This window comes from Streptomyces sp. NPDC086777 (genome assembly GCF_040702065.1).
Classification (GTDB): domain Bacteria; phylum Actinomycetota; class Actinomycetes; order Streptomycetales; family Streptomycetaceae; genus Streptomyces.
Map to the genome: position 1 here is coordinate 31572 of NZ_JBFBJI010000050.1, position 17544 is coordinate 49115.

General features: G+C 72.7%; 18 protein-coding genes. 10 read left to right on the forward strand and 8 right to left on the reverse strand.

What is annotated here, in order from left to right; all coding sequences use genetic code 11:
* Positions 1–34: 34 nt before the first annotated feature.
* The 4 genes from AB0472_RS40795 to AB0472_RS40810 are packed head-to-tail and all read right to left on the reverse strand — an operon-like array spanning position 35 to position 4071.
* A complete protein-coding gene (locus AB0472_RS40795) occupies positions 35–1279 on the reverse strand; it encodes a ketosynthase chain-length factor (protein WP_366364423.1) in 1245 nt (414 codons plus the stop codon).
* Positions 1276–2544: a beta-ketoacyl-[acyl-carrier-protein] synthase family protein gene (locus AB0472_RS40800; protein ID WP_366364424.1), complete on the reverse strand. Its 1269-nt coding sequence runs from the start codon at positions 2542–2544 to the stop codon at positions 1276–1278. The genes AB0472_RS40795 and AB0472_RS40800 overlap by 4 nt, the downstream gene beginning before the upstream one ends.
* The gene (locus AB0472_RS40805) at positions 2541–2954 is read right to left on the reverse strand and encodes a cupin domain-containing protein (protein WP_351954572.1); all 414 of its coding nucleotides are present in this window, start codon (positions 2952–2954) and stop codon (positions 2541–2543) included. The genes AB0472_RS40800 and AB0472_RS40805 overlap by 4 nt, the downstream gene beginning before the upstream one ends.
* Positions 2955–3000: 46 nt before the next feature.
* Positions 3001–4071, reverse strand: coding sequence for a SchA/CurD-like domain-containing protein (locus tag AB0472_RS40810; RefSeq protein WP_366364425.1), 1071 nt, complete (start codon positions 4069–4071; stop codon positions 3001–3003).
* Between the two features lie 212 nt (positions 4072–4283).
* Between AB0472_RS40810 and AB0472_RS40815 the strand changes: the two genes are divergently transcribed.
* Complete coding sequence (locus AB0472_RS40815; RefSeq protein ID WP_366364426.1) at positions 4284–5930, forward strand: FAD-dependent monooxygenase; 1647 nt, start codon at positions 4284–4286, stop codon at positions 5928–5930.
* A gap of 101 nt (positions 5931–6031) precedes the next feature.
* Here the strand turns inward: AB0472_RS40815 and AB0472_RS40820 are convergent, their stop codons facing one another.
* A complete protein-coding gene (locus tag AB0472_RS40820; RefSeq protein ID WP_366364427.1) occupies positions 6032–6499 on the reverse strand; it encodes an RDD family protein in 468 nt (155 codons plus the stop codon).
* 211 nt (positions 6500–6710) lie between these two features.
* Between AB0472_RS40820 and glnA the strand changes: the two genes are divergently transcribed.
* The 5 genes from glnA to AB0472_RS40845 all read left to right on the forward strand — a co-directional run bounded on the left by glnA (position 6711) and on the right by AB0472_RS40845 (position 11576).
* A complete protein-coding gene (gene glnA, locus AB0472_RS40825; RefSeq protein ID WP_123977765.1) occupies positions 6711–8120 on the forward strand; it encodes a type I glutamate--ammonia ligase in 1410 nt (469 codons plus the stop codon).
* 113 nt (positions 8121–8233) lie between these two features.
* On the forward strand, positions 8234–8491 hold the full coding sequence (locus tag AB0472_RS40830) for a hypothetical protein (protein WP_366364428.1): 258 nt from the start codon (positions 8234–8236) through the stop codon (positions 8489–8491).
* A gap of 147 nt (positions 8492–8638) precedes the next feature.
* Positions 8639–9970, forward strand: coding sequence for a hypothetical protein (locus tag AB0472_RS40835; RefSeq protein ID WP_366364429.1), 1332 nt, complete (start codon positions 8639–8641; stop codon positions 9968–9970).
* 98 nt (positions 9971–10068) lie between these two features.
* Complete coding sequence (htpX, locus tag AB0472_RS40840) at positions 10069–10989, forward strand: zinc metalloprotease HtpX (RefSeq protein WP_366364430.1); 921 nt, start codon at positions 10069–10071, stop codon at positions 10987–10989.
* Positions 10990–10991: 2 nt separating this feature from the next.
* Positions 10992–11576, forward strand: coding sequence for a hypothetical protein (locus AB0472_RS40845; protein WP_366364450.1), 585 nt, complete (start codon positions 10992–10994; stop codon positions 11574–11576).
* Between the two features lie 25 nt (positions 11577–11601).
* Here AB0472_RS40845 and AB0472_RS40850 read toward each other — a convergent pair whose 3' ends face one another.
* Positions 11602–11886 carry a hypothetical protein gene (locus AB0472_RS40850; RefSeq protein ID WP_123977762.1) on the reverse strand — a complete coding sequence of 95 codons (285 nt, stop codon included), beginning with the start codon at positions 11884–11886 and terminating at the stop codon, positions 11602–11604.
* Positions 11887–12141: 255 nt separating this feature from the next.
* Between AB0472_RS40850 and AB0472_RS40855 the strand changes: the two genes are divergently transcribed.
* Positions 12142–12891, forward strand: coding sequence for an alpha/beta fold hydrolase (locus AB0472_RS40855; RefSeq protein ID WP_366364431.1), 750 nt, complete (start codon positions 12142–12144; stop codon positions 12889–12891).
* Positions 12892–12902: 11 nt separating this feature from the next.
* Here AB0472_RS40855 and AB0472_RS40860 read toward each other — a convergent pair whose 3' ends face one another.
* A complete protein-coding gene (locus tag AB0472_RS40860) occupies positions 12903–14243 on the reverse strand; it encodes a DUF2252 domain-containing protein (protein WP_366364432.1) in 1341 nt (446 codons plus the stop codon).
* Between the two features lie 152 nt (positions 14244–14395).
* On the opposite strand from AB0472_RS40860, the gene AB0472_RS40865 reads away from it, so the two are divergent.
* The gene (locus AB0472_RS40865; RefSeq protein ID WP_366364433.1) at positions 14396–15577 is read left to right on the forward strand and encodes a winged helix DNA-binding domain-containing protein; all 1182 of its coding nucleotides are present in this window, start codon (positions 14396–14398) and stop codon (positions 15575–15577) included.
* 183 nt (positions 15578–15760) lie between these two features.
* On the opposite strand, the gene AB0472_RS40870 is transcribed toward AB0472_RS40865, so the two are convergent.
* On the reverse strand, positions 15761–16075 hold the full coding sequence (locus tag AB0472_RS40870; RefSeq protein ID WP_366364434.1) for a hypothetical protein: 315 nt from the start codon (positions 16073–16075) through the stop codon (positions 15761–15763).
* A gap of 231 nt (positions 16076–16306) precedes the next feature.
* Between AB0472_RS40870 and AB0472_RS40875 the strand changes: the two genes are divergently transcribed.
* Together AB0472_RS40875 and AB0472_RS40880 are read left to right on the forward strand one after the other, a co-directional pair.
* Positions 16307–16675 carry an arsenate reductase family protein gene (locus AB0472_RS40875; RefSeq protein WP_366364435.1) on the forward strand — a complete coding sequence of 123 codons (369 nt, stop codon included), beginning with the start codon at positions 16307–16309 and terminating at the stop codon, positions 16673–16675.
* Positions 16676–16796: 121 nt separating this feature from the next.
* On the forward strand, positions 16797–17516 hold the full coding sequence (locus AB0472_RS40880) for a hypothetical protein (RefSeq protein ID WP_366364436.1): 720 nt from the start codon (positions 16797–16799) through the stop codon (positions 17514–17516).
* Positions 17517–17544 lie beyond the last annotated feature (28 nt).

The following is a 17544-nucleotide window of genomic DNA, read 5'->3' on the forward strand; positions in this document are numbered from 1 at the left end:
TCTGCTTCGCTGCTGGGCAGCTGGTGTGTTCGACTCACTCGGCCGCGCCGTGGCGCAGCACGAGCGCCGAGTTCGACCCCATGAGGCCCCGGCTGAGCACCAGTGCCGTGCGTGGCCGCGCGGCACGCGCGCTGCCGGTCACGAGGTCGAGGTCGTGGCAGATGTCGTGGACACCCGGGGTCGGCGGGATCAGACCGTGTTCCATGGCGAGCACCGCGGCGGCGGTGTCCAGGACCGGGGCCGCGCAGTAGCCCCGGCCGATCCCGGTCTTGGGCGCGGTCACCGGCACCCGCCTGCCGTGCGCGCCCAGGACGTCGGTGATGGCCAGCGCCTCCGCCCGGTCGGCCTCCGGGACGCCGAGGGCGTCGGCGAAGACCACGTCGACCTCCTCGGGGGCGCAGCCGGCCTCGGCGAGCGCCCCGCGGATCGCCTGGGCGAGCCCGGCCCGGGACTCGGCCCAGCGGGAGGCGCCGGTGAAGGTCGACGCGTGGCCGTCGAGGGTGGCCCGGACGGGCAGCCCGCGCCGGCGGGCCGAACCGGTGTCCTCCACGACGAGCATGGCGCCGCCCTCGGCCGGCACGAACCCGCAGGCCTGCTCTGTGAACGGGCGGTAGGCGCGGGCGGGGTCGGTCTCCCGGCTGAGCTCCTCGTAGCCGAGCTGGCAGACCACCGAGTACGGAGCTATCGGCGCCTCGGTGGAGCCGGCCACGATGACGTCCGTGCCGCGGCGGACCGCGCGGGCCGCGTGGGCGAGGGCGTCCAGGCCGCCGGCCTCGTCGGCGGCGACCACCGAGCAGGGGCCCTTGAAGCCGCGCCGGATGGAGATCTGACCGGTGCTGGCCGCGTAGAACCAGGCGATGGACTGGTAGGGGCCGACGAACCGGCTGCCCTTGCCCCACAGTTGCTGGAGCTCGCGCTGGCCGAACTCGCCGCCGCCGGAGCCGGCCGCGGTGACCACGCCGACGTCGAACGGCGAGCCGTCGGTGTCGGCGCGGCCGAGCCGGGCGTCTTCGAGTGCCAGGTCGGCCGCGGCCATCGCGAAGTGCGTGAAGCGGTCGGTCTGGACGATGAGGCGTTCCTCGACGGCGGCCGCCGGGTCGAAGCCGCGGACTTCTCCGGCCACCTTCATGGGCAGGTGCTCGCAGCCGTCGCGGGTCACCTTGTCGAGGACGTTGCGTCCCTCCTGGACGGATTTCCAGAAGGTCTCGGTGCTGGTTCCGTTGGGCGCGACGACACCGATGCCGGTGACGGCGGCCCGTCGAGACCGGGGTTCGCTCATCGTGTCCGTCCTCTCTGCCGGGTCAGGATCACCGCGGACTGGAAGCCGCCGAACCCGCTGCCCACGGACAGGACACCGCTCAGGGGCCGTTCGCGGGCGACGCGCGGTACGTAGTCGAGGTCGCACTCGGGGTCGGGGGTCTCGTAGTTGGCGGTGGGCGGAACGACCTGGTGGGCCAGGGCGAGCACGCAGGCGACGACCTCGATGGCGCCGATGGCGCCGAGCGAGTGCCCCACCATGGACTTGATGGAGCTCATGGGCGTGCTGTACGCGTGGTGCCCGAGCGCCTTCTTCACGGCGGCGGTCTCGTGGCGGTCGTTCTGCCGGGTGCCGGAGCCGTGCGCGTTGACGTAGTCGATGGCGGTGGGGTCGAGGCGGGCGTGGTCCAGGGCGGTCTCGATGGCGCGGGCCATCTCCAGGCCCTCGCTGGTGAGACCGGTCATGTGGTAGGCGTTGCCGAAGGTGGCGTAGCCGTCGAGCTGGCAGTAGATGTGCGCGCCGCGGGCCTTGGCGTGCTCCAGCTCCTCCAGGACGAGCACCGCTCCGCCCTCGCCCATGACGAACCCGTCACGGCGGTTGTCGAACGGGCGGGAGGCGTGCTCGGGGTCGTCGTTGTTCGGGGAGGTGGCCTTGATCGCGTCGAAGCAGGCCATGGTGATGGGTGAGATCGGGGAGTCCGAGGCACCGGCGATGCAGATGTCGGCGCGGCCCTCCTGGACGGTGTGGAAGGCGTAGCCGACGGCGTCCAGGCCCGAGGTGCAGCCGGTGGAGACGGTCTGGACCGGACCCTGCGCGCCGAATCGTTCCGCCACCGCGGAGGCGAGCGTGCTCGGGGAGAACGCCCGGTGCAGCTGGGGCTGCGCCTGCCGGTGGTCCACGTCCCAGCGCTGGCCCGCGCCGCTCACCAGGACGTAGTCGTGCTCCAGGCGGGTGGTGCCACCGACCGCCGTGCCCAGGGAGACCCCGATCCGCCAGGGGTTCTCCCGGCCGAGGTCGAGACCGGAGTCCCGGACCGCCTCGTCGCCGGCGACCAGGGCGAACTGTATGTACCGGTCCGCCCGCTCGATCTCCTCGGCGTCCAGGCCGTGCGCCGCCGGGTCGAAGTCGCACTCGGCGGCGATCCGCGATCTGAGGCCCGAGGGGTCGAAGAAGGTGATGCCGCGCGTCGCGGTCCGGCCCGAGGCGAGCAGATCCCAGAACGCCGGTACGCCCACACCCCCCGGAGCGACGATGCCTATGCCCGTAACCGCCACGCGCCGGGTCACGACCGGACCTGCCCCACGGCGACGGCTTCCGTCTCCTCCGTGTCGACGTGGCCCAGGGCCGGGCGCGGCGCCAGCGGGCCGAGGTGGAAGACGATCCGGGCCTCGACGTCGCCCACGTTGCGGAAGCGGTGCTTCATGTTGATGGGGATCATCAGCCCCTGCTCGGGCCGCAGCGGGTGCGGTTCGCCGTCCAGGTCGACCTCCATCTCGCCGCAGACGACGTACACGAACTCCTCGGAGTACGGGTGGTAGTGCTCGGCGATGCGGTCGCCCGGCTGCACGATGGCCACACCCATGAAACCGCTGGTGGAACCCACCGTGGCCGGGGTGAGCATGGCGCGCAGGTCGCCGCCGCGCCGGGTGTTGGGCTCGATCTCGCCGAGATCCACGATCTTGGGAATGGGCTGCATGTCTGCGTTCCTCCGTGGGGGTGATGCAACAGGGAAGGGTCAGGCGTCAGGCGTCCGGGGAGCGGCGGTCGGTGAGGAGCCGCATCCGCACCGCGTCGCCGTCCAGCAGGGCGGTCAGCGCGTGCGCCGGGGTGACGTCCACGGGTGTGCCGGGCCGCTGCTCGACCAGGCGGACGACCACGTCGTCGCGCTGGAAGACCGTGCTGTGCAGCACCGGGCTCGCCGGGTCCTCGGCCGCGGCCTCGTCCTGCTGCGCGAGCAGTTCCGCGAGCCGCATCCCGCAGCCCGGGCGGGCCGGGTAGTAGAGCGCGTGCCGCTCGCCCTCGGCCAGCTCCTCGGCGCTGACGTGGTGGACGGCCGGCAGCGCGGCCCGGGTGAAGAACACCCGTGCGGACTCCTGGTCGTTGAGGTCGCGCTCCTGCTCCAGGTAGGGGTTGATGGCCTCCTCGACGGCCCGTACCTCGGGCTGCCGGGCGACGTGGCGCAGGGCGGCCATCAGGTCGCCGCGCACCTCGATGGCCCGCACGACCCGGTTGCCGTGCATGAACAGGGAGGTGCGGCAGAGCCGGGTGGAGTCGTCGACCCTCGCCTCGGGCGAGGCGTAGTCCGCGAGGATCTTCGCGACCTCGGCCTCGCTGCCCGGGGTGACCGTGAAGGTGAGCGCGTGGCGGATCACGCCGTCGCCCATCCGCGGCTGGGCCTGCAGGACACGGACGGCGTCCGCCGCCGGGCCGCCGGTCTCCCGTACGACGTGGAAGCGGAGCGAGCGGGTGTCGCGGACGCAGTTGTGCAGCGGCTTCACCATCTCCACGTGTTCCTCGCTGTTCACCCAGGCGAGGAACGGCGGGGCGCTCTCCCACTCGCTGGTGACCAGCCACTGGGAGGGGTTCTCGATCGACTGGCAGAGCTGGTCGCTGACGTGGCCGGGCACCTGGGCGACCTGGTTGCACAGCTGCTCGTAGGCCTCCAGGAACTGCTGCTGCGCGCCGTCGTAGACGTCGACCAGCAGGACGACCCGGAGCCGGGAGCCGTCGAAGACGGACTGGGAGACCCGTGTCGAGACCGGGCGGGTCGTTCGGGTCGGCTTTGCCGAAACCTTTTCCGAGATCGTCGTCATGCTTCGCACATCTCCTTCGCTGGGGCAGCGGCCTGCGCCTCGCCGATGACGCGGCGTCAGCGCTTCTTGATCCTGTGCCGGTCCTCCGAAGCGCGCGACTCGCGTGAACCAGGTGGGTGATTGAGCCCGCGGAACCCCTCCCGAGGGGGCCCGGACGGGGCATGGACGTTGCATCGCACCTGACGCGCCAACACCCGCTCCTGGAGTGCCCGATGCACCAGAAAACCGATCACCAGGTCCCCGTCCTCGTGGTGGGCGGCTCCCTCGTGGGCCTGTCCATGTCCCTCTTCCTGGGCCGACTGGGCGTCCGCCACATGCTCGTCGAGAGACACTCCGGGACCTCGATCCACCCACGCGGCCGGGGCAACAACGTGCGGACGATGGAGCTGTTCCGGAGAGCGGGCATCGAGCCGGACATCAAGGCCGCGGCCTCCCTGCTCGCCGACAACCACGGCATCCTGCAGACCCCGACGCTGGTCGGCGACGCCGGCGACTGGCTGTTCAAGGAGATCGACCCGGGTGGCGGACTCGCCAGGTTCAGCCCCACGGGTTGGTGCCTGTGCAGCCAGAACGACCTCGAACCGGTGCTTCGCCGGGCGGCCGAGTCGCTCAGCGGCGAGCTGCGCTACTTCCACGAGATGGAGTCATTCGAACAGGACCCCGAAGGAGTGACGGCGTACATCCGCGACCGTGACTCCGACCGGATGTACACCGTCCGCGCGGACTACCTGGTCGCGGCCGACGGCCCGCGCTCCCCGGTCCGCGGCCGGCTCGGCATCGGCCAGACGGGTCCCGGTGACCTGTTCGCGAACGTCAGCATCACCTTCCGCTCCAAGCTGCTGCAGAACACGGTCGGGGACCGCCGCTTCATCTGCTGCTACCTCACCGACCCGGAGGCGGACGGCGCCCTGCTCCCCGTCGACAACAAGGAGCGCTGGGTCTTCCACGCGCCCTGGCACCCCGAACGCGGCGAGACCCTCGACGAGTTCACCGAGGAGCGTCTGACCCGACACATCCGGCGGGCGGTCGGCGTCCCCGACCTCGACGTCGAGGTCACCGGCCGGGCCTCCTGGCGGGCGGCCGAACGGGTCGCGGAACGCTACGCCGACCGGCGGGTCTTCCTGGCCGGCGACTCCGCGCACGAGATGTCCCCGACGGGGGCCTTCGGCTCCAACACCGGCATCCAGGACGCCCACAACCTGGCCTGGAAGCTGGCGGCGGTCCTGGACGGCTGGGCCGGCCCCGGGCTGCTCGACTCCTACGACGCCGAGCGCCGCCCGGTCGCCCTCGCCACCAGCGCCCGCGCCTCCGCCCGCTCCGTGGAGCACAGCCACCCCGGCTTCGCGCCCGCCCCCGGCGTCGGCGCCGACCGGCGCGGCGGCATCCTCAACATCGTCCTCGGCTACCGCTACCCGAAGGGCGCGGTCCTCGGCGCCGACCCGGACCAGCCGCTCGTGCCCAACGGGATGAACCTCACCGGCCAGCCGGGCAGCCGGGCCCCGCACCTGTGGCTGCGCCGGGAGGGGGAACGCGTGTCCACGCTCGACCTGTACGAGCGGTCCATGGTGCTGCTGAGCGACGCGGGCTCGGCGGGCGGCGCGGCCTGGCACGCGGCCGCCCGGCGGATCGCGGACACGGAGCGGCTGCGGCTGGACACGTACCGGATCGGGACGGCGGGCGATCTCGTGTACGACACGGAGGAGGGCGACGGCGGCTGGACGGCGGCGCACGGTACGACGGAGGACGGCGCGGTCCTGGTCAGGCCTGACGGCTTCGTGGCCTGGCGCTCGGAGGGCGCCGTACCCGACCCGGAGGGAGAGCTGCGGGAGGTACTGGCGCGGGTACTGCGCAGGAGGTGAGCCGGGGGTGGGGGGTGGGGTCGCTCACCGGCGCTCGCAGGGTGCCTCCCCCGGCCGAAGGCTGGGGAGGAACTGCGCGACCAGCCCCCACCGGCCGGCACCTACATACGGACCTCTACGGTCTTCGCCAGCCGGTCGTGCAGCCCCCTGCCGTCCCGGTCCCAGACCAGCGCCGGGATCGCGAGGCACAGCAGCACCGTGCGGGCCACGGCGCGCAGCGGCTGCACCCGCCCGGTGTCGACGCCCACCACCCGCAGCCGGAACAGCCGCTTACCGGGCGTGAAACCGAGCGTGCCCACGGTGAGGACGCCCAGGACGAGGAAGACGAGGAGGGCCCAGTTGCCGGTCGCCGGGGTGTAGCCGTCGGTGATCAGGCCGTATGCGATCAAGACGCACAGCGCCCAGTCCACGACCAGCGCCCCGAGCCGCCGTCCCGGGCGGGCGACGGAGCCCGGCCCCTCCTCCGGCAGACCGAGCTGCTCGCCCCGGTACCCGAACTCGGCTCCCGCGTCCTCCATGGCCGCGCGGGGGCCGGAGAGCCACGATCCGATTGCTTGCCTGTTGTCCACCCGTCCAAGGTACTGGGCCCGGCCGGGCCCCTGGGTCGGCGGGGTGCCACGGGCTACGGTGGAACCCAGGTCGGTTAACTTCAGCGAAACAAACGGGTCACGCCCGAGAAATCACCCGTCCCTAGGGTCGAGGACAACGTGTGCCACCGCACTGGCCGCACGAACGAACTACCACCCCGGCACGGGAACGGCCGGGAGTAGGAGGAGCTGGATGTTCCAGAACGCCGACGAGGCCAAGAAGTTCATCGCGGACGAGGACGTCAAGTTCATCGACGTCCGTTTCTGCGACCTGCCGGGCGTCATGCAGCACTTCACGCTGCCCGTCGAGGCGTTCGACCCGGACGAGGAGCTCGCGTTCGACGGTTCGTCGATCCGTGGCTTCCAGGCGATCCACGAGTCCGACATGGCGCTGCGCGCGGACCTGTCGACCGCCCGGGTGGACTCGTTCCGCCGGGACAAGACGCTCAACATCAACTTCTTCATCCACGACCCGATCACCGGCGAGCAGTACAGCCGTGACCCGCGCAACGTGGCGAAGAAGGCCGAGGCGTACCTCGCGTCGACCGGTATCGCGGACACCGCGTACTTCGGTCCCGAGGCCGAGTTCTACGTCTTCGACAGCGTCCGCTTCGCCACCTCGGCGAACGAGAGCTTCTACCACATCGACTCCGAGGCCGGCGCCTGGAACACCGGTGCCCTCGAGGACAACCGTGGTTACAAGGTCCGCTACAAGGGCGGCTACTTCCCGGTCCCGCCGGTCGACCACTTCGCCGACCTGCGCGCCGAGATCTCCCTGGAGCTGGCCAAGTCCGGCCTCCAGGTCGAGCGCCAGCACCACGAGGTGGGCACGGCCGGCCAGGCGGAGATCAACTACAAGTTCAACACGCTGCTCGCCGCCGCGGACGACCTGCAGCTCTTCAAGTACATCGTGAAGAACGTGGCCTGGCGCAACGGCAAGACCGCGACCTTCATGCCGAAGCCGATCTTCGGCGACAACGGCTCGGGCATGCACGTCCACCAGTCCCTGTGGGCCGGCGGCTCCCCGCTCTTCTACGACGAGGCCGGCTACGCGGGCCTGTCGGACACCGCCCGCTACTACATCGGCGGCATCCTCAAGCACGCCCCGTCGCTGCTCGCCTTCACCAACCCGACGGTGAACTCGTACCACCGCCTGGTCCCGGGCTTCGAGGCGCCGATCAACCTGGTGTACTCGCAGCGCAACCGCTCCGCCGCGATGCGTATCCCGATCACGGGTTCGAACCCGAAGGCCAAGCGCGTCGAGTTCCGCGCGCCCGACTCCTCCGGCAACCCGTACCTGGCCTTCTCGGCGCTGCTCCTCGCGGGCCTCGACGGCATCAAGAACAAGATCGAGCCGGCCGAGCCGATCGACAAGGACCTCTACGAGCTGGCTCCCGAGGAGCACGCGAACGTCGCCCAGGTCCCGACCTCCCTCCCGGCCGTCCTCGACTCCCTGGAGCGCGACCACGAGTTCCTGCTCGCCGGTGACGTCTTCACGCCCGACCTGATCGAGACGTGGATCGACTTCAAGCGCACCAACGAGATCGCCCCGCTCCAGCTGCGCCCGCACCCGCACGAGTTCGAGCTGTACTTCGACGTGTGACGGACGCCTCTTCGGCTCCTCGGCGCCCCCGTTCCCGTTTCTCGGGACGGGGGCGCCGTCGTATCGTGCGTCGGTACTGATGTTCGAGACGGGGGAATGACGGGGGAATCGGGATGGCCGAACAGGACGACGAGGAGCGGGAGTTCGACCTGCGGTGGGCCGGGCAGGCCGAGCACAAGGAGCCGTCCGCACGGGCGCGGATGCTCGCCGCCCGCTGGAAGGAGAATCCGCCGGGCCCGGTGCCGTTCCGGCCGGATCCGGGACCGGTGGGGCCGCGGCGGTCCTCCTGGGTGTCGACGGCGGTGGTGCTGGGGTGTGTGGCGGCGGTGATCCTGCTGCTGGGGTACCTGCAGACGCGGTCTCCGTACTGAAAATCCGGCCGCCCGTTCGCCCCGTTCACCCACCATCGCCCGGACGACAGGCGGAACGGAGCCCGGGGACGCGTGCGGAGTTCGGGGACGGCGAGGCCGTGGCGGTGCGGCTCGCCGAGGGGGCGCTGCCCGGTGACGTGATCGACGGTGCCGATCCCGGCCGGCCGGCTCGCCCTGGACGCCGGTGCGCGGTCCTGGCTGCCGCGTGACGCGCTGCCGGGCCGTGCCGAGGCCGACGGCGAGCACCGCACCGCGCTCACCGAGTCGCGGGCCGCGCCGGCCCTCTGTCACCGGAACGGCCGGATCAGGGAGGCGGCGCTGGGGACGGTGGCGCGTTTTCCCACGCTGCTGCCGCTGGTCGTCATCCGCTGTGCGGACTGGGTCGCGCCGGTGCGGGAGCGGGCCCGGCGGCTGCTGCGCGAGACCCTCGACCCGGCGGCCGCCGTCCCGCTCGCGCCCCTGACCCTGCTCGTCGGCCGGCGCGGGCGCGGCGCTTTCGGCGCCGAGGTGGTCGGCGACGTCCTGCGGGGAGCGTCCGGCGAGCAGCTCGGGCGGCTGTGCGCCGACGGCGACCGTACCGTCCGGCGCTTCGCCCACCGCCTGGCCGTGGCCGGGGGGAGGCTGTCCGCCGCCGAGCCGGCACGGGCCGCCGCCCGGGACCCGGACCCCGCCGTCCAGACCCTCTGCGCCGAGGCGGCGGTGGCCCTCGTACGCCAGGGCGTGGCGGCCGACGACGTACTCGGGCCGCTGCTGGCCGCGCGTGGGCCACGAGTGCGGTCGATCGGGGTGACGGCGCTGCGGGGGGCCGGGCGGCCGGAGCGGGCGGCGGGCTTTCTCGCGGACCGGTCCGGCCCCGTACGCGCCTGCGCGCGGTACGTGGTCCGGCAGTACGGCACCGACCCGCTGCCCTGGTACCGGGACCGGGTCGCCCGCGCCGACGACCCGGCGTTGCCGCCCAGCGCGGTCAGGGGGCCGGCCGAGTGCGGGGAGCGGGCGGACGCCGGGCTGCCGGCGCCGCTGCTCGGCCACCCCTCCCCCGGCGTGCGGGCGGCCGCGGTGGCCGGGGCGCGCATCCTCGACGTGACGGATGTCACACGGTTCCGGGAGCTGCTCGACGACCCGGCTCCGGGCGTCGTCCGGGAGGCGACCGTGAACCTGCTGCCGTCCGCCGGGGCGCTGGACGCCGGGTGGCTCATGGACCGGCCGGCGGCCGGCCGGGCGCGGCATGCCCGGGTCGCCGCCTTCCGGCTGCTGGACGCGCGGGGCGGACTCGTGCGGCTGCGGGCCGCGGTCGCCCTGCTCGACGACCCGGACGGGAAACTGCGGAGCTGGGCCGAGCGGTCCGTCCAGCAGTGGCACCCGACGCCGGACGTGCCGCTCGGCTCCGCGGAGGTGGCGGCGCTGCTGGACCGCGCCCGGCACCTGTTCAGCGAGTGGGTGCTGACCAGGCGCAAGCGCGCGGCCGGCGTACCGGGCTGAGCCTTTGCCGCTACTAGGGCCGTTCGGAACCTCCCCATGGGACGCGGCAGGTGCACACTGGACAGCGGGACGAGTGCCTGACTGCGGGGTGGTGCAAGATGCAGAGCCGCTTCCGGAGCGACCGGCGGCTGACCGTACGGATGACGGTCACGCTGTTCCTGCTCGGGTTGTTGTACGTCGGTTTCGTTGCCGCGCTGATCGTGTTGCTGAAGTCGTGGCTGCTCGTCGTCGTGCTGGTGGGCGCGATGTTCGTGGCGCAGTTCTGGTTCTCCGACCGGATCGCGATGTTCGCCATGCGCGGGCGGGTCGTGGAGCGGGAGGAGTATCCCGAGCTGCATGCCGTGGTGGACCGGCTGTGTGCCATCGCGGACATGCCGAAGCCGGTCGTCGCCGTCTCCGAGATGGACATGCCGAACGCGTTCGCGACCGGGCGCAACCCCGATCACGCCGTGGTGTGCGTGACCACCGGCCTGCTGCGGCGGCTGGAGCCCGCGGAGCTGGAGGGCGTCCTCGCGCACGAGCTGTCGCACGTGGCGCACAAGGACGTCGCCGTGATCACGGTCGCGTCCTTCCTGGGGGTCATCGCGGGGCTGATCGTCCGGTTCGCGTTCTACTCGCAGCTCTTCGGCGGCGGCCGGCGGGACCAGAACACCGCCGCGGTGTTCGCCGCGATCATCGGGGTCTCCGCGGCCGTGTACGCGATCAGTTTCCTGCTGATCAGGGCACTGTCCCGGTACCGGGAGCTGGCCGCCGACCGGGCCGCGGCCCAGCTCACCGGCCGGCCCTCCGCGCTGGCGTCGGCGCTCACCAAGGTCTCCGGTGACATCGCCCGGATCCCGACCAAGGACCTGCGCACGGCCCAGGCCTTCAACGCGTTCTACTTCACCCCGGCGACCGGCAAGGAGCCCGGCATCGAGCGCATCTTCTCCACCCACCCGCCCCTGGAGCAGCGGCTGGAGCAGCTGGGGCGGATCTCGGCGGAGCTGGGTGAGGCGGCGACGCCCGGGAAGGCCGGGTGAGCATGGGGTTCCTGGACATCCTGCTGGGCCGTACGAAGCCGGTCGCGCCCGATCTCGACCAGTTGTTCGCGCTGCCGTCGGCGGCGGTGACGCTGGAGGCGGCGGCCGGGTTCCGGCCCACCGGCGGGGGTGCGGTGTGCTTCGCCACCGTGGAGGGCGCGGCCTTCGAGCAGACCCACCGGGAGGTCCAGGCGCTCCTCGACGCGGACACGGACCGCGCCGGGGTTCCGGTGGAGCTGCACCAGGACGACTACGGGTACTCCTGGCTGGTCTCACAGCGCTCCCCCGAGCAGCTTCCGCAGCTGGTCAACGACCTGCACGCGGTGAACAGCTCGATGGAGGTCAACGGCTTCGGGCCGCAGCTGCTCTGTTCCCTGGCAGCCTTCGAGGACGAGCGCGGGCGCCGGCTCGCGCTCGTCTACCTCTACAAGCGGGGCACTTTCTACCCCTTCGCGCCGCTGCCCGGTTCCGGTCAGCGACGCGACAGCGCACTGGAGTTGCAGGTGAAGGCGGCGCTCGGGAACGACCTGCGCATCGAGCAGGATCTCAGCCGCTGGTTCCCGGTCTGGGGTGCCCCCGGCCTGTGACCGGCCAAGGGCACCCGCGCCCCGCCTACTTGCCCTTCTCGTTCTGCTGGCGCCGGGACTCCAGGGGGCGCTCGCGGCGGTAGCGGCGCTCCCACTTGGCCTGCTGGTCGCGGCGGTCGCGGTAGGTCTTGTAGTCGCCGGCCATGCCCCCTCCCCCGCCGGACGATCCGCCCGACGAGGAGGCCGACGACGAGCCCCGCCCGTACTGCACGTACAGGAAGAGCAGGGCGACGGCGGCGAGCCACCAGTTGTGGTTGCCGAATCCGAGGATGACCAGAACGACGGTTCCGGATAGGACGATGGTGCCCATGACGGGCCTCCGTGGCGTGGTTTCGTATGAGCGGTCGACGGATCCGACGGCACGCGGGGGACGGGCGGCCGTCCATCGGTGCGCGGCAGTGTAGTCCCGAGTCCCGGGGGCGCGGCCTGCCCTTCGGAAAGCGGTGGTCGACCACTCCGCAACGCGTCTCCAGCGTAGGGAGCCGGTCACTCCCCGTGCATCCCGTTTTCGTGCGTGCACACGTGGGGCGCGGCCGTGGGGCGCGGCCGTGGGTGAATGTGCGGCATGGCTCAATTCATCGGCTTCACCGAGGAGTACGACGGCGAACGGCTCAGCGGGGTCCGCGCCCCGGCCGCGCACGGCACGGACGGTCCGGACGGCACGGGCGCACCGGTCGCCGTCCTCCTGCACGGCGCGGGCAACGGCAGCGAGCGGCGACTGCGCCCGCTGCTCGCGGAGTTCGCGGCGCAGGGTTGCCCCGCCCTGGCCTTCGACTTCTCGGGCCACGGCGAAAGCTCGGGCACGCTCGCGGAGTTGAGCCTGCGCCGCCGCTTCGGGCAGGCGGCGGCGGTGATCGACGCCCAGGTGGGGCCGGACCGCCCGCTGGTCCTGGTGGGCTTCAGCATGAGCGGCCAGACGGTCGCGGATCTCGTACGGCACTACGGCGACCGGGCCTCGGCGATCGGCCTCTGCTCCCCCGCGGTCTACACCCCCGAGGCCTGGGACGTTCCCTTCGGCGACGGCACGGGCCGCTTCACCGAACTCATCCGCACCCCGGACTCCTGGCGCACCGCATCCGCCCTGGAGGCGCTGCGCACCTACCCGGGCCGTGCGGTACTGGCGGTGCCCGGCACGGACGCAGTGATCCCGCCGCAGGTCACCGAGGCCGTCCAGGACGCCTTGCGCAGCCGGTCCCGGTACACCCGCCACGAACTCCCGGACGCGGAGCACCGGCTGGGCCTCTGGTTCCGTGACCACCCGGACGACCGGCGGGAGTTCGTCACCCGTGTGCTGGAGCGCCGCGGCAGCCGCTGAGGGGCGCCGGCTCAGATCCCCGGCGCCGCCGTCAGGACGCCCGCGGTGACGGCCGCGCCGAGGGCGGCGTGGTCGGCGGCGGTCTGGTCGGCGTAGGCGAGGGCGAAGTCGGTGACCGCGTGGTCGAAGGTGTCGGTGCCGCCCAGGTAGGCGGCGACGGCGATGCGGTCTCCGGAGCGGGCGTGGGCGCGGGCCAGGGCCGTACCGCACAGGGTGGCGTAGCCGCGCAGGTCCTTCGGGTCCATGGCCCCGACCTCGGCGGAGCCCTTCGTGTCGCGCAGGTGCCGCAGGTAGAAGGCCCGCCCCTGGGGCCCGGTCAGCCACCCCAGGAAGATGTCCCCGGCGGCCTGCAGCAGCCGCTGCCCGGCGACCACCCGGTGGCCGTGGTGGGTGTACGGACCGCTCGGCAGATACTGCTCCAGAACGGACGTCCGGGCCTCCTTGATCTGCAGGAACAGCGGGTCGTCGGCGTCCCGGCCGGCCAGCAGCACGAGGAAGCAGCGGGTGCCGACGCTGCCGACGCCGACGACCTTGCGGGCCGCGTCGACGAAGCGGTAGCGGTCCAGGAGGAGCCGGCGCTCCCCGGCGAGGGTGGAGCGGTAGTCGCTGAAGATCTTGCGCAGGGAGGCCATGTCGGAGGCGCCGGCCGGTTCGAGGAGCGGCGGGTCCCTGATGATGCGGCGCTGCCCGTCGGCCGTCTCGGTGAGCCGGCCGAGCGCGTGCAGGCTGGTGCGGCGCCGGGCCCGGCTGAGGGTGTCCTCGATCCGGCGCCGGCGGCGCGCGGAGCGGACCAGGGCCGCCAGGCCGTCGGCGTCGACCCGCTCGTACCAGACGGCGAGTTCCCCGAGCCCCGCCAGCCGCCGCATCGTGGCCCGGTAGGCCGCCACGGCCGCCCTCGTGGCGGCGCGGGCCTCCGGGTCGCCGTGCCCGTTCTCGCGGGCGGCGACGGCGACGGAGACGGCGAGCCGTTCGACGTCCCATTCGAAGGGCCCGGGAAACGTCTCGTCGAAGTCGTTCAGGTCGAAGACCAGGGACCGCTCCGGGGACGCGTAGAGCCCGAAGTTCAGCAGGTGCGCGTCGCCGCAGAGCTGCACGGTGAGCCCGGTGTGCGGCCGGGCGGCGAGGTCGGCGGCCATCACGGCGGCCGCGCCGCGCAGGAAGGCGAAGGGCGAGGCGGCCATCCTCCCGTACCGGATGGGCAGCAGTTCGGGCAGCCGGTCGCGGCCCTGCCGTTCCAGTACGGCTATGGGGTCGGGGCGGTCGACGGCGGGCAGCCAGCCGGCGTGGGCCGAGCGGGGGACGCGCTTGCGGGCGGCCTTGCCGCGGGCGGCACGGTCGGCGGGTGTGGTCATACGGCGCTCCCCTCGGTCGCTGCTCCCTCCTTGACCTGCTGATCGCAGTGAAAGGGAGGAGCGGGGGCGGCCGCATGCCGAGTACGGCGAACAGGTGATTGTCAGTGGCGTCGGGCAGGATGCGGGCAGCAGGAGTTGACGGGGAGGTCGGCATGAGCGGGCGGCGGCACATCGGGGTGGCGGAGCGACGGGCCCGGCTGGCGCTGCGCCACCGGCTGGCGGGCCCGGCACGGGCGGCGACGCCGGAGGAGGTCGCCGAGGCGCTGGTGGCTCTGCACGGCTCGGATCCGGCGACGGTGCACCTGGCGGTGGGGGCCCGGCTGGCCGATGCGGCGAAGACCGTACCGGAGACGGAGCGGGCCCTGTACGAGGACCGCTCCCTGGTGCGGATGCACGGCATGCGGCACACGGTGTTCGTCTTTCCCGCGGGCCTCACGGCGGTGGTCCACGCCTCCACGGGCCTGACGGTGGCCGCCCGCGAACGCGCCGCCCTGCTGAAGGACATGGCGCGGGCCGGTGCCCCGGACGCGGCATGGCTCGCGGAGGTCGAGTCCTCGGCGCTGACCGAGCTGGCCCGGCTCGGCCAGGCCACGGCGACGGAGCTGGCGGCCGCCGAACCGCGCCTGCGCGAGCAGTTCCCGTACGCCGCCGGGAAGAGTTACGAGGGCATCCACACCGTCTCGACGCGCCTGCTGAGGGTCCTGGGCGTGGAGGGCAAGGTGGTGCGGGGCCGCCCGCTGGGCTCCTGGACGTCGAGCCAGTTCCGCTGGGCGGCGGCGCCGGACCATCCGGAGCTGGATCCGGCCGAGGCCCAGGCGGTCCTGCTGAACCGCTGGCTGCACGCCTGCGGCCCGGCCACGGAAGCGGACCTCAAGTGGTGGACGGGGTGGCGGGTGACCGAGGTCCGCCGGGCGCTGACCGCGATCGGGGCGGAGCCGGTGACCCTGGACGAGGGCGGCACGGGGTACGTGACCGCCGGCGACCTGCCCGCGGTCACCGGGCCGTCCCGTCCCTGGGCGGCCCTCCTGCCCGCCCTCGACCCGACGGCCATGGCGTGGCAGGGGCGGGACTGGTACCTGCCGCCGGAGCTGCGGCCGCTGCTCTTCGACAGAAGCGGCAACGTGGGGCCGACGGTGTGGTGGAACGGGCTGGTGGTGGGCGGCTGGGCACAGCGCCGGGACGGCGGGATCGTCTGGCGGATCCCCGATGCGGGCATCCGGCGAGAGGCCGAGCAGGCGATCGGGGTGGAGGCGGAGCGGCTGCGCGGGTGGGTGGGCACCGCAAAGGTGACCCCCCGGTTCCGGACACCGCTGGAGCGGGAGCTGAGCGGGTGAGTGCGCCGCTGCTTTCCAGGGGCGCGGGTCCAGGGGCGCGGGGAACTGCGCGACCAGCCCCGACCGGCCCGCAGCCGGACCACGACGGACGCACCCCGGAAGGCGGCGGCCCGGGGGCGGCAGCCCCCGGTCGGACAAGCTCCGGGCGCCGTGCGGAACACACGGCACCCGGAGCTCAGCGGCTCACCGCGAATAGCGCATCAGGGCCCGCACCATGTGGCACGTCGTGTCCGACGGCGGGTGGATCCCGATGCTCTCCGCCGTGCTCCGTATCGTCTCGTTGCGCGCCTGGTTGGGCATGTAGACGCCGGAGTCGAGCAGGGCGATGGCGAGGCGCATGGCCTTCAGGCGGCGGTTGTGGGTGACGTACCACTCGCGTGGCCGCCCGGCCGGCAGCGGACACTTCTCCGCCGGCGCGTACGGCGAGTCGAGCAGCACCGCGCGCTTCGCGGTGGACTGGGTCGGCAGGGACTTCGGCTTCAGTGCGGCAGCGGGCACGGGCATCCTCCTGTCGCGGTCGGAGCGCCTCCGGACCTCCCGGCGACCCTCTCGAACACTGGGTCCAGTGTACCGGCCGGCACTGACATCCAGACAGCCCGCAAGGGTGCCGAACACCCAGGTGGATGCGGGTTTTTCAGGTGGGGCGCGATGGACGTGCGGGGTCCCCACGACACCTCCAAGAATTCGAACAGAGCCGCCCGGGACGAGGGCTCGCGTACCGTTCCCGGCATGGAGATCTGGATCAACCCCGCCTGCTCGAAGTGCCGCAGCGCGATCGGCCTGCTGGACGCCGAGGGGGCCGAGTACACCGTCCGCCGCTACCTGGAGGACGTACCGACCGAGGACGAGATCAGGGCCGTCCTGGAACGGCTCGGGCTCGAACCGTGGGACATCACCCGCACCCGGGAGGCGGCCGCCGAGGAGCTGGGGCTGAAGGAGTGGGCGCGGGACGCGGGTGCGCGCGAGCGGTGGATCGCGGCCCTCGCCGCGCACCCGAGGCTCATCCAGCGCCCGATCATCACCGCCGACGACGGCACGGCGGTGGTGGCCCGCACCGACGAGGCCGTACAGGAGGCGCTGGCGAGGGGCAAGAGCTGAACAGCTCTCAACTCCCATGTGACGCAGGTTACTTCAGCGACTCCTGTAACCGCTGAGTAACGGCGTTCGATATCTCGTACCTACCGGCGTACGCTCCCCCACCCCCTCTGAGGAGGCGCGCATGTCGCGTAGGAGAACTCTCGGCGCCAAGAAGACGATCGCACTGCTGGTCGGCGCCGCAGCCGTGGCCGGCGGCGGGGCCTTCGTCCTGGCGTCCACCTCGAACGCCGCCCAGCCCGCGCAGGGCGCGAAGACACTGTCGTCGGCCGCCGACTCGACCGTCTGCTCGGGGCTGGCCACCGCCCTCGGCAACAACCAGAAGTTCATCGCGGACCAGAAGGCGAACCCGGACGCCCAGTCGTCGGCCCGGATCGCCAACCGCGAGGCGGTCATCGACCAGATCAAGGTCCAGCAGAAGGCGTCCGGTTGCGTCGTCGGGGAGTCGGCTCAGGGCTCCCAGGCGGCGAACGGGACGCAGACCGGCCAGACCGGGCAGACCGCCACGGCGGCGCCGTCGCAGAGCGCGGCCACCGGCAACACCGGGACCGGCAACACCGGCAACACCGGCAGCACCGGGGGCGCCGCCGCCTCCGGGCAGCAGGTCTGCAAGGGCTCCACGGTCACCCTGTCCGGCGAGGCCGGCGCGCCGGCCGCCTCCAGCAACCAGTTCCCGGCGGGGACCACGCTGAAGGTCACCAACCTGGACAACAACAAGTCCACCACGGTGAAGGTCACGTCGGTCTCCGGCAGCTGCGTGCTGCTCAACAACGCGGCCTTCGAACAGGTCCGGGAGCCCGGCAAGTTCCTGATCCGCCGCGCGCTGATCGAGAAGGTCGGCTGACCGGGAACACGAACCGGGGTCCGGCCGC

Bases quoted from the DNA above. Each gene is read 5' to 3' on its own strand.
- AB0472_RS40805 (WP_351954572.1), bottom strand. From the start codon at position 2,954: ATGCAGCCCATTCCCAAGATCGTGGATCTCGGCGAGATCGAGCCCAAC.
- htpX (WP_366364430.1), top strand. From the start codon at position 10,069: ATGCAGAGCCGCTTCCGGAGCGACCGGCGGCTGACCGTACGGATGACG.
- AB0472_RS40795 (WP_366364423.1), bottom strand. From the start codon at position 1,279: ATGAGCGAACCCCGGTCTCGACGGGCCGCCGTCACCGGCATCGGTGTC.
- AB0472_RS40860 (WP_366364432.1), bottom strand. From the start codon at position 14,243: ATGACCACACCCGCCGACCGTGCCGCCCGCGGCAAGGCCGCCCGCAAG.
- AB0472_RS40865 (WP_366364433.1), top strand. From the start codon at position 14,396: ATGAGCGGGCGGCGGCACATCGGGGTGGCGGAGCGACGGGCCCGGCTG.
- AB0472_RS40880 (WP_366364436.1), top strand. From the start codon at position 16,797: ATGTCGCGTAGGAGAACTCTCGGCGCCAAGAAGACGATCGCACTGCTG.
- AB0472_RS40815 (WP_366364426.1), top strand. From the start codon at position 4,284: ATGCACCAGAAAACCGATCACCAGGTCCCCGTCCTCGTGGTGGGCGGC.
- AB0472_RS40875 (WP_366364435.1), top strand. From the start codon at position 16,307: ATGGAGATCTGGATCAACCCCGCCTGCTCGAAGTGCCGCAGCGCGATC.
- AB0472_RS40830 (WP_366364428.1), top strand. From the start codon at position 8,234: ATGGCCGAACAGGACGACGAGGAGCGGGAGTTCGACCTGCGGTGGGCC.
- AB0472_RS40845 (WP_366364450.1), top strand. From the start codon at position 10,992: ATGGGGTTCCTGGACATCCTGCTGGGCCGTACGAAGCCGGTCGCGCCC.
- AB0472_RS40810 (WP_366364425.1), bottom strand. From the start codon at position 4,071: ATGACGACGATCTCGGAAAAGGTTTCGGCAAAGCCGACCCGAACGACC.
- AB0472_RS40855 (WP_366364431.1), top strand. From the start codon at position 12,142: ATGGCTCAATTCATCGGCTTCACCGAGGAGTACGACGGCGAACGGCTC.
- glnA (WP_123977765.1), top strand. From the start codon at position 6,711: ATGTTCCAGAACGCCGACGAGGCCAAGAAGTTCATCGCGGACGAGGAC.
- AB0472_RS40850 (WP_123977762.1), bottom strand. From the start codon at position 11,886: ATGGGCACCATCGTCCTATCCGGAACCGTCGTTCTGGTCATCCTCGGA.